We start from the raw sequence: 14,028 nt of genomic DNA, 5'->3' as shown, positions 1-14,028 counted from the left end.
CTACATTCCCAGATAGGCGCGGCGCACGTCGTCGCTGGCCAGCAGGTCCGCGCAGGCGCCGCTGTAGCGCACCGCGCCGTTCTCCAGCACGTAGGCGCGCTGCCCCGTTTCCAGGGACTGGCCCACGTTCTGCTCCACCAGCAGGATCGCCAGCCCGTCGCCGTGCAGCCGCTGGATCAGGCCGAACAACTCCTCGACCATCAGCGGCGACAGGCCCAGCGAGGGTTCGTCCAGGATCAGCAGGCGCGGTTCGGCCATCAGGCCCCGGCCGATCGCCAGCATCTGCTGTTCGCCGCCGGACATGGTGCCCGCCACTTGCGCCAGCCGTTCGCGCAGCCTCGGGAAGATCCCGAGCACCTTGTCCAGGTTGGCGGCGCGGCGTTCGCGCGCCCGCGTGAACGAGCCCAGCTCCAGGTTTTCGCGCACGCTCAGGTTGGGGAAGACGCGGCGGCCTTCGGGCACCTGGATAAGGCCCGCCTGCACCACCTGGCGGTAATGGCGGCCGGTCAGATCGTGGCCCTCGAAGCGCACGGAGCCGCCCCACGGCCGGCACAGCCCGCACACCGTGTTGTTCAGCGTGGATTTGCCCGCGCCGTTGCTGCCCAGCAGCACGACGATCTCGCCCGCGCCCACGTCCAGATCCACGCCGCGCAGCACTTCCATGCGCCCGTAGCCCGCGCGCAGGCCCTTGACCTCCAGCAGCGCGCTCATGGCCGCGCTCCCTGGGCGGCGAGCCGGGCCGCCGCGCCGTGGCCCAGATAGGCCTCGACCACCTGGGCGTCGCGGGTGACCTCGCCGGGCGATCCCGACGCGATCAGCCGCCCCTGGGCCAGCACCCATACGTGCTCGGCCAGGCTCATCACCGCGCGCATCACGTGTTCGATCATCAGTACGGTGACACCGTCGTCCACCAGTTTCTTCACCACGGGAATCATCTCGTCGATCTCGCTGGGATTCAGCCCCGCCAGCACCTCGTCCAGCAGCAGCAGGCGCGGCCGGGTGGCCAGCGCGCGCGCCAGCTCCAGGCGTTTGCGCCCCGCCACGGTCAGGTCCGCCGCCGGCTTGTCCAGCGAGGCCTGCAGATTGACGCGGGCGGCCACGGCGTCGGCCGCGGCCAGCGCCTCTTCCCGGTCAGCCAGGCGCAGGTGCGCGCCCACGGCGATGTTCTGCCGCACCGTCTGCGCGCCGAACGGCTGCACGATCTGGAAGGTGCGGGTCAGACCGAGCCGAGCGGATTCATGCGGGGCGCGGCCGGTGATGTCCTGGCCCGCGAAATGCACGGAGCCGGCCCCGGGCTTGAGGAAACCGGACAGCAGGCCGAACAGCGTCGTCTTGCCTGCCCCGTTGGGGCCGACCAGCGCGGTCAGGGAGCCTTGCGGGACGTCCAGGCTCACGTCCTGGACGGCCTTCAGGCCGCCGAAGGTGATGGACAGATTGCGCGCTTGCAGCAGGACGTCAGACACGGGCGCGCTCCTTGAAACCAAACAGGCGGCCCAGCGACTGGCCGCAACCGGTGATGCCGCGCGGCAGGAACATGACGATCAGGATCAGCACCACGCCATAGATCACCATGCTGATGCCCGGCAGCTCGCCGAACAGGTTGCGGGTCAGGTCGGCCAGCGCATGCAGGGTCACCGCGCCCAGGAGCGGCCCCCACAAGGTGCCCATGCCGCCGACGATGGCGCCCACCAGGGCCTCCACCGAGACCGCCGAGCCGAACGCGATGCCGGGGTCGATGTACTGGAACACCTGCACGTAGAAGGCCCCGGCGGCGCTCATGAAGGCCGCGGACAGCGCGATGCCGCCCAGCTTCACGCGCAACGGATTCACGCCGATGGCGCGCGCCGCGTCTTCGTTGTCGCGCACCGCCTGCAGGTAGGCGCCAAAGCGCGAATGGCGCAGCCAGGCGGTGACCAGCAGGGCCAGCAGCACGAAGCCCAGCAGCAGGTAGATGTAGCCCCGGCGCGAACCGAACTGCATGTTGGCCACGCCCTCTTGCAAGGGCACCATCAGCCCCACCCCGCCGCCGGTGAAGGAGACGGACAGCGCCAGGATGCGGAACACCTCGGCAAAGGCCAGCGTGACCAATGCAAAGTACGAGCCCTTGAGCCCGTAGCGGAAGGTCAGCCCGCCCACCGCGGCGCCGACCAGCGCGCCCATGGCGATTGCCATGGGCAGCACCAGCCACGGGTTCAGGCCCAGGTTCAATTGGCCCAGCGCCTGCGCATAGGCTCCCACGCCAAAGAACAGCGCATGCCCGAAGGACAACTGGCCGCCGTAGCCGCCCAGGATGTTCCAGGCCTGCGACAGCAGGGCCGCGTACAGCGACATCATCACGAACGTCAGCAGCACGCCCGATTGGGCCAGCGCGCCAACGGCCGCCAGGGCCACGCCAAACAGCGCGATTGCGCAAAGATCCCGTTTCATGGTCAGCCCCTCGCCCCGAACAGCCCCTGCGGGCGAAACAGCAGCACCGCGATGAAGATCGCGAAGATGCCCATCTGGCCCAGCGAGTCGCCCAGGAACAGGCCCCCGATGGACTCCACCACGCCGATCAGCAGACCGCCCACCAGCGCCCCGACGAAACTGCCCATGCCGCCGAGCACCACGATGGTGAAGGCCACCAGCACGAAGCCGCTGCCCACCTGCGGATTGACGTAGTAGGCAGGCAGCAGGAAGCAGGCGGCCGCGCCCAGGCAGGCCATGCCGATGCCGAAGGACACCGCGTAGACCTTCTCGACGTCGATGCCCATCAGCTTGGCGCCCTGCTTCTCGCGCGCGACGGCCCGGATGGCGCGGCCCAGATCGGTGCTGCGGATGATCCAGAACAGCACCGCCGCCACCGCCAGCGCGCCGCAGAACGCGATGACCTTGGGCAGCGCGATCATGGCCGGCCCGATCTCGACGGTGGACAGGGTGTACGCGGTATCGATGCTGCGCGTGTCGGACTTGAACCAGACAAGCGCCAGGTTTTCCAGCACGATGGCCAGCCCCAGCGTCACCAGCAGGATGTTCTCGTCCTTGCCATGGCTGGCGCGGTTGATCACGAAGCGCTGCAGCGCATAGCCCAGCGCGAACATCCCCGCCACCACCAGCGGCAAGGCGGCGTAGGGGTCGATGCCGAGCCGGTCCTTGAGCAGGTAGACGGCGTAGAGCGCCACCATGAGCGCCGCGCCGTGGGCGAAATTGATGATGTGCAACACCCCGTAGATCAGGGTCAGGCCCAGGGCGATCAGCGCATACACGGCGCCGGTCGTCAGGCCGTTCAGCACAGAGGAAAAAAGGATGGCGGGATCCAGCATGCTCAGGTCTTCAGCGGGAAAACGGCGTCGGCCTGGCGGTAGTCGGCCGGGAAGATCACCTTGATGTCGCCGCCGATCACCTGCGTCAGCAAGGGCTGGGCGCCGGTGTTCTGGCCATTGACGAACTTCGTGGGGCCGTAGGGCATCAGGTTGTCCTGGAACGTGCTGGCGGCCAGCGCATCGATGATGGCGGCCCGGTCGGCGGACTTGGCGCGCTCCAGCGCATCGGCCAGCAGCAGCATCGCGGTGTAGGTCATGAAGACCTCGTAGCTGAAGTACGCGCCCTTCTCTTCGACGCGGGCCTTCAGCGGCGCCACGCGCGCATCCTTGGGGTTGAACCAGTGGTTGCAGTCGATGATGCCGTTGGCGATGTCCGGAAACTCCTTCAGGAATTTATAGCTGGACGCGGCGCCGCCCAGCACCGAATAGATGGCCTTGGGCTGCACCTTCTGCTGCTTCATGGCGCGCAGCAGCAAGGCATATTCGTTGTAGTAGTTGGCCGGGATCACGATGTCGGGATTGACCGACTTCATGCGCAGCACGATGTTGTTGAAGTCGCGGGTGGGGTTGGGGTGCTTGACCACTTCCTTGACCTCGAATCCGTGCTGCGGCAGCGACTTGGACAGCAGCGCCGCCGTGCCGGTGCCGAAGAGCGAATCCTCGTGCACGATCATCACGGTCTTGGCCGGCTTGCCGGCCGCGTCGTTCAGCGCCGCCAGATCCATGATGGCGCGTTCGCTACAGGCACGGTAGCCAGGACCGAAGCGGAAGGTGTTCTTCAGGCCGCGTTCGACGATCTGATCGGCCACGCCCACGTCCACCACATGCGGCAGGTTGTACTTGGCGGCCGTCTGCGTCGTGGCCAGGCAGATCGCCGACGCGTAGGCGCCCACGATGGCCGACACGCCGGCCTCGTTCATCTTTTCCACTTCGGCCGAACCCGCCTCGGGGCGCGACTGCGCGTCGCCCAGCACTGCCTGCAGCGGCGCGCCGCCCAGCGACTTGATGCCGCCCGCCTTGTTGATGTCCTCGATCGCCAGCAACGCGCCCAGGCGGCATTGCTGTCCGGAATAGGCCAGGGCCCCGGTCACCGGATGCAGCACGCCCACCTTGATGGGTGCCGCTCCCTGAGAGCGGGCCACCCACGGCGCGGATACGAGCGCGGCGGCGGCGGCGGATTGATAGAGGAAAGTACGGCGCGAATTCATGGGACGATCTCCGAAGGGTTCAATGGAATTGGGCCGACAGCTCTTCGCTGACCCAGACCTTGGCGTCGATGCTGCCGACGCGCGACAGCTGCAACTGGTATTGATAGCGATCGGGCCGGTACAGGCCCTGCAACAGTTGTACGGGCCGCTCGTTCACGTCGCGAACGACGCGTGTGACCGACAGCAGCGCCGACCCCACCGAAACATCGAGGTGCCGCGCCACCTGCGCATCGGCCAGGCGCGCGGAAATGGTCTGCGTGGCGCCGCCGAACTCCACCCCGGCCGCTTCCAGCAGCATCAGCAGCGGCTCGCGTTCAAGGTCTTCCCGCGTGAAATCGGCCACCGCCCGCGGCACGTAGGTCGTGATATGCGAGAGCGGCCCGGCCTCGGTGCTGCGCACCCGCAGGCTCTTGTGCACGGGTTCGCCCGGCGCAATGTGCAGGGCATCGGCCACCGCGGGCGGGGCCCACACGAGCGTGCTGTCCAGCACCTGCACCGAGGTGCGCAGCCCCATGTTGACGATGTTCTCGAGCAGGCCGGTCAGGTGCGCCTTCTGTTGCGCGTTCGCGGCCGGCAGGCTGTTGCGGCTGGAGGCGCCGCGCAGGGGCCAGGTTCCCAGGCCGGGCCGGCGCGACACCAGGCCGTCCGTCACCAGCATTTCCATGGCCTTGCGGATGGTGATGCGGGCCACGTCGAACTGGCCGGCCAGCGCATGTTCGCCGGGCACGCCGTCCTGATCGAACCGTCCTTCCTGCAATTGCTCGCGCAGGACGAGGTAGATCTGGTGGTACTTCGGAAGTGGCAATGAGGTTCCCATGACGGGAACTCTAGGGGTGTCCTAATGTACCGTCAATGGAACAAATGGCCTGGCGGGTTGTTCTATCGGGAAAACACCGACTCGATCCGATTGCGCCCGCGCTGTTTGGCGAAATACAGCGCGCGGTCGCTGCGGCTGAGCGCCAGTTCCGCGTCGGCGTCCATCGTGTGCATGGAGGCGATGCCGATGCTGACCGTCAGCGGAATGGGCCTGCCCTGCGCCGAGAACGGCGTGTCGGCGATGCGCCGCTGCACGTTCTTGGCGAAGATCTGCGCGCGTTCGATGTCGGTGTCCGGCAGCACGACGGCGAACTCCTCGCCGCCGATGCGCCCCACCAGATCGACCTCGCGCAACTGGGCACGCAGCATCTTCGCGAAGTGCTGCAGCACGCCGTCGCCGATCGCGTGCCCCCAGGTGTCGTTGATGTGCTTGAAGTGATCCAGGTCGCACATCAGCACCGCCGAGCAGCGGCTGCCGTGCCCCTTGATCCGCGCCAGCTCCGCGGCGATGCGCGACATGAAATGGCGGCGGTTGGGCAAGGTGGTCAGGGCGTCGGTGGCGGCCTGTTCGCGCAGTTCGAATTCCGCGCGCTTGCGGTCGGTGATGTCGGTGACGAAACCATGCCAGACCACGCCGCCATCCACGTCGCGCCGGGGGCTGGCATCGCCCTGGCGCCAGCGCACGCCCTGCAGCGGAAGGCAGACCCGGTATTCCAGATGCCAGGGCGTCTGCGCGGCCGCCGCGGCCTTCAGTGACGCGTGGTAGACGGCCAGATCGTCGGGATGGACCCGCCGCTCGATGGCGGTGGTGCTGGCGCGCACGTCGTCGGCCGTGAGCTCGAACATGTCCCAGATGCCCGCGCTGACATACGAGAACCACGCCCCGCCCTCGGGCACCGGCCGGCACTGGAAGACCAGGCCGGGCACCGCGTCCGTCAGGTTGACGACGAGATCCGCCGTGCGCCGCAGGCGTTCGGACATGGCGCGCACCGCGCTGATGTCGGTGGTGGTGCCCATCATGCGCAGCGCCTTGCCCGCGGCGTCGCGGCTGACGACCTTGCCGCGGCTGCATATCCATTTGTAGGTGCCGTCTTTGCAGCGGATCCGGTGTTCGACCTCGTAGCAGTCGGTCTTGCCGTCGACGTGGTCCTGCATGGCCGCGCGGACGTACTCCAGGTCATCGGGGTGCAATCGCCCATAGGCGTCTTCGAGACGGGTCGACAGTTCGGATTCGCCGTAGCCCAGCAAGGCCTTCCAGCCCGGCGAGTACGTGATCTCGCTTGTGACCACGTTGCGGTCCCACACGCCCGTGCCGCTGCCGGCGATGGCCATCGAGAGCTTGCGGGCCTCGTCGCGCCAGCCGTCTTCCTGCGCCCGGTCCGACGCCAGCGCCTGACGCTTTTCCACGGCCAGGGCGGCAAGGCAGGCCAGGTCCCGCAGGGCCAGGCGGTCTTCGTCGGTAAAGGCGCGCGGCTGGCCGTGCAGCAGGCGGAAGGTCCCCAGTTGGCGGCCGTCGGCGGCGCGCACGGGGCATTCGGCGGAAAAAGGAACGTCGGGGAGCGTGGGCGGCGTGCCGGCCCGGGCCTGCCACACGCCGTCGGCGTCGGTGCACGCCACCAGCGCCATGTCCACGCCGAACTGCCGCCGGGCCAGACGGGCCAGCTTGTCCAGCGGACCGTCCGGTTCAGGGTGCTTCCCGCCCGCGCCGTCGCCAGGCATTGGAGTAAGGGTCGCATCACCTGTAGCGGGCATTTCAGTACCTGATAGACACGAGATTCATCGGCACAGCCATGACTGGGGTGTGGATGACATTTTGTCACGTTCCGCACCAAAATTGCATCATTTCGGAAGATATGATCGCAGCCCTATGAGCCCTCCTACTTTTCTCGACTTGCTCTGGTTGCGGCGCTTCTGGCTGTTGGCGCTGGCCGGTTTTCTGGCCCTGCAGCCCGGCCTGGCCGGCGCCCAGGCTTTCGACCGCCAGGCGGAAAACCAGCGCTACCGGCAATGGCTGGGCGATTTCAAGCAGGACCTGCTGCGCCTGCGCCGGTCGCCCGATCCGAAGCAGGCGGACATCGACGCCCTGTTCGCCAACACCATCGTGCCCGGATCGCGCGCGACGGGGCTGGTCAAGGAACTGGCCGCGGCCAAGACGGGCAGCACCAGCGGCGAGATCCACTTCGCCGGCATCCAGCGCGTGTTCCTGGCCGCCTTGTCCGATGCCGTCGTGGCGGGCGACGGCGGCGTCTATCCGGACACGCAGGCGGCCTACCAAAAAGATGCATTGCGCGTGCGCTACATGCACGTGGACGGCGGCGGCCGGCTGGAACGCTACTTCGGCAACCCCGAGGTCTTCAAGCCCTATCGGCTGCCGGACCCCGGCGTGTTCGCGCGCGACGCCTACCCCTTCCTGCTGTTCGAGGTGCGCGACGGCAAGCTGCGGCTGGGCGGCGTATCCAAGGAATTCTGGGATCTGGTGAAGTTCATCGATGCGCTGCAATATGCTTGAGCGCCTGCCCTGCGTGGCGCTGCTGGCCGCCGCCCTGCACGCCGCCCCCGCGCTGTCCGCCTGCGGACCGGCCGACGCCGGCTTCGCCGCGCCCGGCACGCTCGCGGCCACGCCCGTCTCTGTCGATCTGAGCCACGAACGTGTCCTGCTGGGCCGCCATGGCGAACGCGTCCCCACGCGGCCCGCTCCGGTGTGGGCGGAGGACAAGGGCGACCTGCTGCCACGGACATGGATGGACAAGGTGGACTGGTCCGCATACCGGGTGGACGGCGGGGCGGATGGCGCGGTGAATGGCGCGGTGGCCGGTGGCGTGAACGGTGGCGTGAACGGCGGCGTGAACGGTGGCGTGAACCGTGGCGTGAACCGTGGCGCGGACGGCGGCCGCGCGGTCGCGCCCACCCGGCTGTACTTCGATCCGGAAGGCCACCTGTGCCGCATCGAACGCTACGACAGGCCCGCGCGCGGCGGCCCCGCGCCGCAGCAGCCCGCGGGCGGATTCGCGCTGGAGTACGACGCCAGGGGCGCGCTGCTGCGCGTCGCCGAATATGAGCAGGCGCCCGGCGCGACGTACGCGATGGTCGGCCAGACCTGCCTGAAGCGGGATGCGCAAGGCGCGCTGATCGAGTTCATCGCCGACCGCTGCGGCAACGCCCAAGACCCGGCGGGCAGCCGGCGTTTCGTGCGCGACGCGGCGGGCGCGCTGCTGCGCGTCATCGACACCACCGCCCTCGGCGAGCCCGTCGCCGTGCAAACCTACGACGGCAATGGCCGGCCGCGGCAACGCTATGTGCGCCAGTACTCTCCCTACGCGGCGGCAGGGGAAAGCAGCGCCTCCCTTCCCTATGCCGAGCCTGCCCCCCAACGGGACCGGCTCCACATCCTGGAACGGGAAGGACTGTCGCGCCTGTCCGCCGAGGTGCCGGGCAACGAGTGGCGTATCGTGCGCATCGCCGACGACGTGCCGCTGGACGATTCCGATCTGGAATCCTGGGATCCGCAGACCCAGACCGTGCTTGCCCAAGGCCTGACCGGCCCGCTGGGCCAGGCGCCGCTCAAACCCGATGAGCAGGAGCGAATCTGGAAGGCCATGCACGACAAGCCGGGCCGGATACTCTGGTACGTCGACCCAATGAGCCGGGTGCTGCTGGTGCCGGCGATGGCGCCGGCAGCGTGGCAGGCCTGCACGGATCCGGCGAACCTGACCGGGCAGGCCTGCCCCTGAACCGCGGCGCCGGATCGGATGCCCCCCGCTCCGATGCCGGCCAATCCGAAGCCGGCCAATCCGATGCCGGCCGGCCCGGCAGGCCGCTCAGCTCGTCCTGGGCCGCGTGTCCACGGCCAGGCACAGCACCGCCGTCAGCAGCGCCAATCCCACGTGCCCCAGGTACAGCGGCGAGAAATCGGCGTGGCTCACGGCGCCATGCCCCAGCAGCAGCACCGTGATCGCCACGCCCAGCACGCCGCCGATCTGGCGGGTCGCCTGATTGACGGCGCTGCCCACGGCGTAATGCTGGGCCGGCAGCCGGTTGACGGCGGCGCCGGACAAGGATGGCAACACCATGCCCACGCCGATTCCGCTGAGCAGCAAACCGGGCAGCCATGCGCTCAGGTAAGCCGGTTCGGCGCCGGGCACCAGCAGGAACCACAGCCCGCTGGCCGCATAGATCAGCGCGCCGCCCACGAGGAATGGCCGGTGCCCCATCCGCGCCGCCAGCCGGCCGGTGATGATCGCCGTGGGCATCACCAGCAACGGACCGGGCGTGACCGCCAGCCCCGCGCGCGGCAGGCTGTAATGCCACACGCCGGTCATGAAGAAGAAGAACGCGAAGAACATCATGGCGAACGCGATGCCGAAACTGAACGTGGCCAGGTTCACATAGCGATAGGTCCGATGCTTGAACAGCGCCAGGTCCACCAGCGGATGCGGCGTGGCGCGTGCCCACGCCACGAACGCGATCATCGAAATCACGCCCACGGCAGCCGCGACCGCCAATTCGCCGCGCTGCCAAGACGGCGATTCCGACTGCACGATCGCCAGGGCCAGCGCGCCCACGCCCACGACCAGCAACGCCATGCCCACCCCGTCCACCCGGCGGCGGGCGTCGGGCCGCACCGATTCCTTGAGCAGGCCGGCGCCGAACCACAGGGACAAGGCGCCCAGCGGCAGGTTGATATAGAACGCCCACGGCCAGCCCGCGACATCCACCACGAATGCCCCCAAACTGGGGCCAACCGCCGCCGCCAGGCCGCCCACCGCGCCCCACAGGCTGACCGCCACCGAGCGCTGCGACGCCGGGAACGCCGCCAGCACGATCGACAGGGACGCGGGCGTCAGCAGGGCCGCGCCGATAGCCTGCAACACGCGCGCGGCGATCAGCCATCCCTCGGTGCCCGCCAGCCCGCACGCGGCCGACGCCGCCAGGAACAGCACCACGCCGCCCATGAACATGCGCTTGCGGCCATGGGTGTCGGCCAGTCCGCCCGACGGAATCAACATGGCGGCGAACACCACCGTGTAGGCGTTGAGCACCCACGACATGTCCGCGGCGGACGCTTCGGGAAAGCCGTCCCGCAGCGCGCCGAACGCGGCGTACAGCATGGTGCTGTCCAACGACACCAGGAACACGGCGATGCTGGAGACCCAGAACACGGGCCACGGCGACGAAGCCGCCGGTGGCGCCGGCGCGATGGCGGCAGGCGTGGCGGAGGAAGCACCGGCGGCGGACGCACCGACAGTAAAAGCTCCGGCGGCCGAACCGGCAGCGGCGGACGCGCCGTTGGAGGAAGCCGTTGCGTCGGGAGGCAATACTGCGGGAGGCGTCCCGGCGGACGTTGCGGTCGAGTGCATGATGGCGCGGTCCTCGGGCTTAGAGATAGACCGCCGGGCTGGCGGACAGGCCCTGCTTGACCTGGCGCGTCCGCTCATCGGCCAGCACCTCTTCTTCTCCCGCTTCCAGCGCATCCAGGGCCTGGCTCACGATCGCTTCCGGCGTGGACTTGGGCGCATCGATGCCCTTGGTCAGATCGGTATCCACGAAGCCCATATGCAGGCCCAGCACCTGGGTCTTCTGCTCGCGCAGTTCCTGGCGCAATCCATTCGTCAGCGCCCACGCGGCGGACTTGCTCATCGCGTACACGCCCAGCAGCGGACCATTGATCCAGCTTGCGATCGACAGCACATTCAGCACGGCGCCGCCACCGTTCGCGGCCAGCACCGGCGCGAACGCTTGCGCCACCAGCAGCGGACCGAACAGATTGGTGTCCAGATGGCGGCGCGCCGATTCAACGCTGCCCGGCGCCAGAAAGCCGCCCGTCTCCGCGATGCCGGCGTTATTGATGATCAGCGTCGCATCCTTGGCCAGCGCGGCGGCGGCCGCCACGTCGTCCGCGTTGGTCACGTCCAGCTTGACGGGTTGCACGCCCGCCAGCGTGATGCTGGCCGGGTCGCGCGCGGCGGCATACACCTTGCGGGCGCCACGGGCCAGCGCCTCGCGGGCAAAGGCCAGCCCCAGGCCACGATTGGCCCCGGTGATGAAAACAACGGCGTTCTTGAGTTCCATGATGGGTAATCCTTGGTCAGTCGGTGGTGTGGCGGATCCGCCAGGTTTCGATACTCACAAATATGATGATCATCATATTTACGTCCGGCAAAAAGGCCGCGCAAGACGGCCTGGGGAAAAACGTTCAATGGGCGGGGCTGGCGTCCTCGTGGTCGTACTGGTCCAGGATCGCCTGGCGGGCCGACGCCAGTACGGCGCGTCCCTGGGGCGTATCGCCCAGCGCCCGGGCCAGCTGCAAGGCGCCGACCAGCGTGCTGGTCACCGCCACCGCCGCATGCCCGCCCGCGCTGGCGGGCAGCACCTGCCCAAGGGCATCCAGCAAGCGTTGCACCCGGGTCGCGGCCACCTCTCGGACTTCGGGCGACTGGCGCGGAATCTCGGACGCCAGCGCGGACACCGGGCAACCGCCCTCGCAACCCGTCAGATGCGCCTCGCTAAGGTAGGTTTCCACCCAGGCCCGCAACGGGCTGGCGCCTTCGGCACGGCGGCGCGCCATGCCCTGCGACAGCCGGTCGGCGCCGTCCTGGCCGGCGCGATCCATCGCGGCCGCCAGCAAGGCGTCGCGCGAGGGAAAGTGCGCATAGAAGCCGCCATGGGTCAGGCCGGCTTCCTTCATGACTTCCGCGACGCCCACGCCCGAATACCCCTCGCGCCGGATCGCGCGCGATGCGGCATCGACGATGCGCTCGTGGGACAGTTCCTTACGTCGAGAAGCCATGATCGCGGCACCTAAAATATGATGATCGTCATATTAATACCGCGACTATCCGCAACGCAAGCCCCGGCCCCGATTACCGGCCCGCGTATCACCATTCAGCAAGAACAGGCCCTGCTAGCGCCAGGACTCCGGCTCGACGCTGACCTCGCCCTTTTCCGCCGAAAAGTACACGATGCCGTCCGAGATATTGGCGTTCAGCTGCATCGTGCGCTCGGCCAGCTTGGCCAGCGCCCGCGTCTGCTCCGACGGCAGGTTGACCACCTTCAGGTTGCGGGTGCGTTCCAGCTTGTTGCGCACCCCGTCCCACCAGATCTTGCTGGCGGAGCCGCCGTAGCAGTACACGATGACCTCATCGGCGCGCCCGCACGCACGCAAGATGCGGCGCTCTTCGGGCTGGCCCACCTCGATCCACAGCTTCACGGCGCCCGTCAGGTCCTTGACCCACAGGTCCGGCTCGTCCGTGTCGCTCAGCCCCTTGGTGAACGACAGTTCCTCTTGCGCATGCAACGCAAAAGCGACCAGGCGGACCATCATGCGTTCATCGGTTTCCGAGGGATGGCGGGCCACCGTCAGCGTATGGCTGCCGTAATAGTGGCGGTCCGTATCGGCGACGTTGAGATCGGCCTTGTAGATAGTGGCGCGCAGGGCCATGGCAAAAATCCGTTGAAAAAAGCGAATTGCGAGAAGGCCGCCATGATACCGCCTGCGGCGGCGCGGCCCTACCCGGGCAGCCCGGACGGCTTCACGGGCGGCTTGCCAAAGATGCCGGCAGGCGGCTGCAATCCCGCGCGGCCCGCGGACGCCGACCGCACCGGTTTCCTGGTTCTCTGGTTATCCAGCGCTCCGGGTCACCGGGACGGCGTTACACTTCCCGGGCGCCCGACGCCAACCCCCAATTCGCCGCCCGAAATGACGCCCACCGCCGCCCTGCTCGCCTTCACCCTGGCCGCCGCCATCCTGACCATCACTCCCGGCCTGGACAACGCTTTGGTGCTGCGCACCGCCGCCGTCGAAGGCGCGCGCCGCGCCCTCATGGCGGGCCTGGGCATCAGCGCTGGCTGCCTGCTCTGGGGCGCCATCGCCGCATTCGGCCTGGGTTCCCTGCTGGCGGTATCCACATTCGCCTACGACACGCTGCGCATCTGCGCCGCCATCTACCTGTTCTACCTGGGCATCAAGCTTCTGTGGAGCACCCTGCCAGGCCGCAAGGCCGCCGCAGACCCGGCCCGCCCCGTGACCGCCGCAACCGCAACCGCCGCCGCCCGCCACGGCACCACCGGCACCGGCTGGTTCCTGCGCGGCTGCCTGACCAACGCCCTGAACCCCAAGGTCGGCGTCTTCTACATCACCTTCCTGCCCCAGTTCATCCCCGCCGGCGCCGACGTCCTGCGCTTCAGCCTGCTGCTGGCAGTCGTCCACGCCATCGTCGGCATGCTCTGGTTCGTGCTGCTGGTCGCCGCCACCCGCCCCCTGGCCCGCTGGCTGTCCCGCCCCGCCGTCACGCGCGGCCTGGACCGCGTCACCGGCGCAGTATTCATCGCATTCGGATTAAGGCTCGCGCTGGAAAAGCGCTAAGCGCCATCGCCATCGCCACGACGCAAGACACCGCGAAGCCAAAGAAGGCCGCCCGCGCGGCCGGTTTTGGCGACCCCGCAAGATCCTCTTTCCCCCACCCCGAGCGCGGCAAGAACGCCAAGCACACCACCCGCCCCAGCAAACCCGGCCAGCCATTCCTGTAGCGGCTGGCGCCGGGGCGGGGGCGAGCGAGGGGAGTCGATAAGCCCGAGGGAATCTGAAGGCAGTCGCCGCAGGCGACAACGAAGATGACGAAGGGGCAGTCCGGAGCGAAGGCTCCGGACCGCAATGTGGTGGTCAAGTTTTAGTGGACACCTGCATAGGTAGTTTTGGCGCTTGG

The 14,028-nt window shown here is 68.4% G+C and carries 14 protein-coding genes; 3 read left to right on the top strand and 11 right to left on the bottom strand.

Annotated elements, in window-relative coordinates:
* The 7 genes from ASE30_RS11005 to ASE30_RS10975 form a co-directional block, all read right to left on the bottom strand.
* On the bottom strand, window positions 1–711 hold the full coding sequence (locus tag ASE30_RS11005; protein ID WP_057284353.1) for an ABC transporter ATP-binding protein: 711 nt from the start codon (window positions 709–711) through the stop codon (window positions 1–3).
* Window positions 708–1,463 (bottom strand): ABC transporter ATP-binding protein, encoded by a 756-nt coding sequence (locus tag ASE30_RS11000; protein WP_057284352.1) that lies wholly within the window; start codon window positions 1,461–1,463, stop codon window positions 708–710. Before ASE30_RS11000 ends, ASE30_RS11005 begins: the two co-directional genes overlap by 4 nt.
* Entirely contained in the window at window positions 1,456–2,427 is a 972-nt protein-coding gene (locus ASE30_RS10995; RefSeq protein ID WP_057284351.1) for a branched-chain amino acid ABC transporter permease, read from the bottom strand. Before ASE30_RS10995 ends, ASE30_RS11000 begins: the two co-directional genes overlap by 8 nt.
* Before the next feature lie 2 nt (window positions 2,428–2,429).
* Window positions 2,430–3,302 carry a branched-chain amino acid ABC transporter permease gene (locus tag ASE30_RS10990; protein ID WP_057284350.1) on the bottom strand — a complete coding sequence of 291 codons (873 nt, stop codon included), beginning with the start codon at window positions 3,300–3,302 and terminating at the stop codon, window positions 2,430–2,432.
* 2 nt (window positions 3,303–3,304) lie between these two features.
* Window positions 3,305–4,510 (bottom strand): ABC transporter substrate-binding protein, encoded by a 1,206-nt coding sequence (locus ASE30_RS10985; RefSeq protein ID WP_057284349.1) that lies wholly within the window; start codon window positions 4,508–4,510, stop codon window positions 3,305–3,307.
* Between the two features lie 19 nt (window positions 4,511–4,529).
* Complete coding sequence (locus ASE30_RS10980) at window positions 4,530–5,327, bottom strand: GntR family transcriptional regulator (protein WP_057284348.1); 798 nt, start codon at window positions 5,325–5,327, stop codon at window positions 4,530–4,532.
* 62 nt (window positions 5,328–5,389) lie between these two features.
* Window positions 5,390–7,078, bottom strand: coding sequence for a sensor domain-containing diguanylate cyclase (locus tag ASE30_RS10975; protein WP_057284347.1), 1,689 nt, complete (start codon window positions 7,076–7,078; stop codon window positions 5,390–5,392).
* A 115-nt stretch (window positions 7,079–7,193) separates the two neighbouring features.
* Here ASE30_RS10975 and ASE30_RS10970 point away from each other — a divergent pair, with 115 nt between their 5' ends.
* Both ASE30_RS10970 and ASE30_RS10965 read left to right on the top strand, forming a co-directional pair.
* The gene (locus ASE30_RS10970) at window positions 7,194–7,835 is read left to right on the top strand and encodes a hypothetical protein (RefSeq protein WP_057284346.1); all 642 of its coding nucleotides are present in this window, start codon (window positions 7,194–7,196) and stop codon (window positions 7,833–7,835) included.
* Entirely contained in the window at window positions 7,828–9,057 is a 1,230-nt protein-coding gene (locus ASE30_RS10965; protein ID WP_057284512.1) for a hypothetical protein, read from the top strand. Before ASE30_RS10970 ends, ASE30_RS10965 begins: the two co-directional genes overlap by 8 nt.
* 87 nt (window positions 9,058–9,144) lie before the next feature.
* On the opposite strand, the gene ASE30_RS10960 is transcribed toward ASE30_RS10965, so the two are convergent.
* The 4 genes from ASE30_RS10960 to ASE30_RS10945 all read right to left on the bottom strand — a co-directional run bounded on the left by ASE30_RS10960 (window position 9,145) and on the right by ASE30_RS10945 (window position 12,764).
* Window positions 9,145–10,683 (bottom strand): DHA2 family efflux MFS transporter permease subunit, encoded by a 1,539-nt coding sequence (locus tag ASE30_RS10960; RefSeq protein WP_156407613.1) that lies wholly within the window; start codon window positions 10,681–10,683, stop codon window positions 9,145–9,147.
* Between the two features lie 19 nt (window positions 10,684–10,702).
* Window positions 10,703–11,395 carry an SDR family oxidoreductase gene (locus tag ASE30_RS10955; protein ID WP_057284345.1) on the bottom strand — a complete coding sequence of 231 codons (693 nt, stop codon included), beginning with the start codon at window positions 11,393–11,395 and terminating at the stop codon, window positions 10,703–10,705.
* Window positions 11,396–11,519: 124 nt separating this feature from the next.
* Window positions 11,520–12,113, bottom strand: coding sequence for a TetR/AcrR family transcriptional regulator (locus ASE30_RS10950; RefSeq protein WP_057284344.1), 594 nt, complete (start codon window positions 12,111–12,113; stop codon window positions 11,520–11,522).
* 114 nt (window positions 12,114–12,227) lie between these two features.
* Window positions 12,228–12,764 carry a YaeQ family protein gene (locus tag ASE30_RS10945; protein ID WP_057284343.1) on the bottom strand — a complete coding sequence of 179 codons (537 nt, stop codon included), beginning with the start codon at window positions 12,762–12,764 and terminating at the stop codon, window positions 12,228–12,230.
* A gap of 258 nt (window positions 12,765–13,022) precedes the next feature.
* Between ASE30_RS10945 and ASE30_RS10940 the strand changes: the two genes are divergently transcribed.
* The gene (locus ASE30_RS10940; RefSeq protein ID WP_057284342.1) at window positions 13,023–13,688 is read left to right on the top strand and encodes a LysE family translocator; all 666 of its coding nucleotides are present in this window, start codon (window positions 13,023–13,025) and stop codon (window positions 13,686–13,688) included.
* The last annotated feature ends 340 nt before the right edge of the window (window positions 13,689–14,028 follow it).

It is taken from the genome of Achromobacter sp. Root83 (assembly GCF_001428845.1).
Lineage (GTDB): Bacteria > Pseudomonadota > Gammaproteobacteria > Burkholderiales > Burkholderiaceae_B > Achromobacter.
This window is presented reverse-complemented; position numbering and strand designations above follow the sequence as displayed.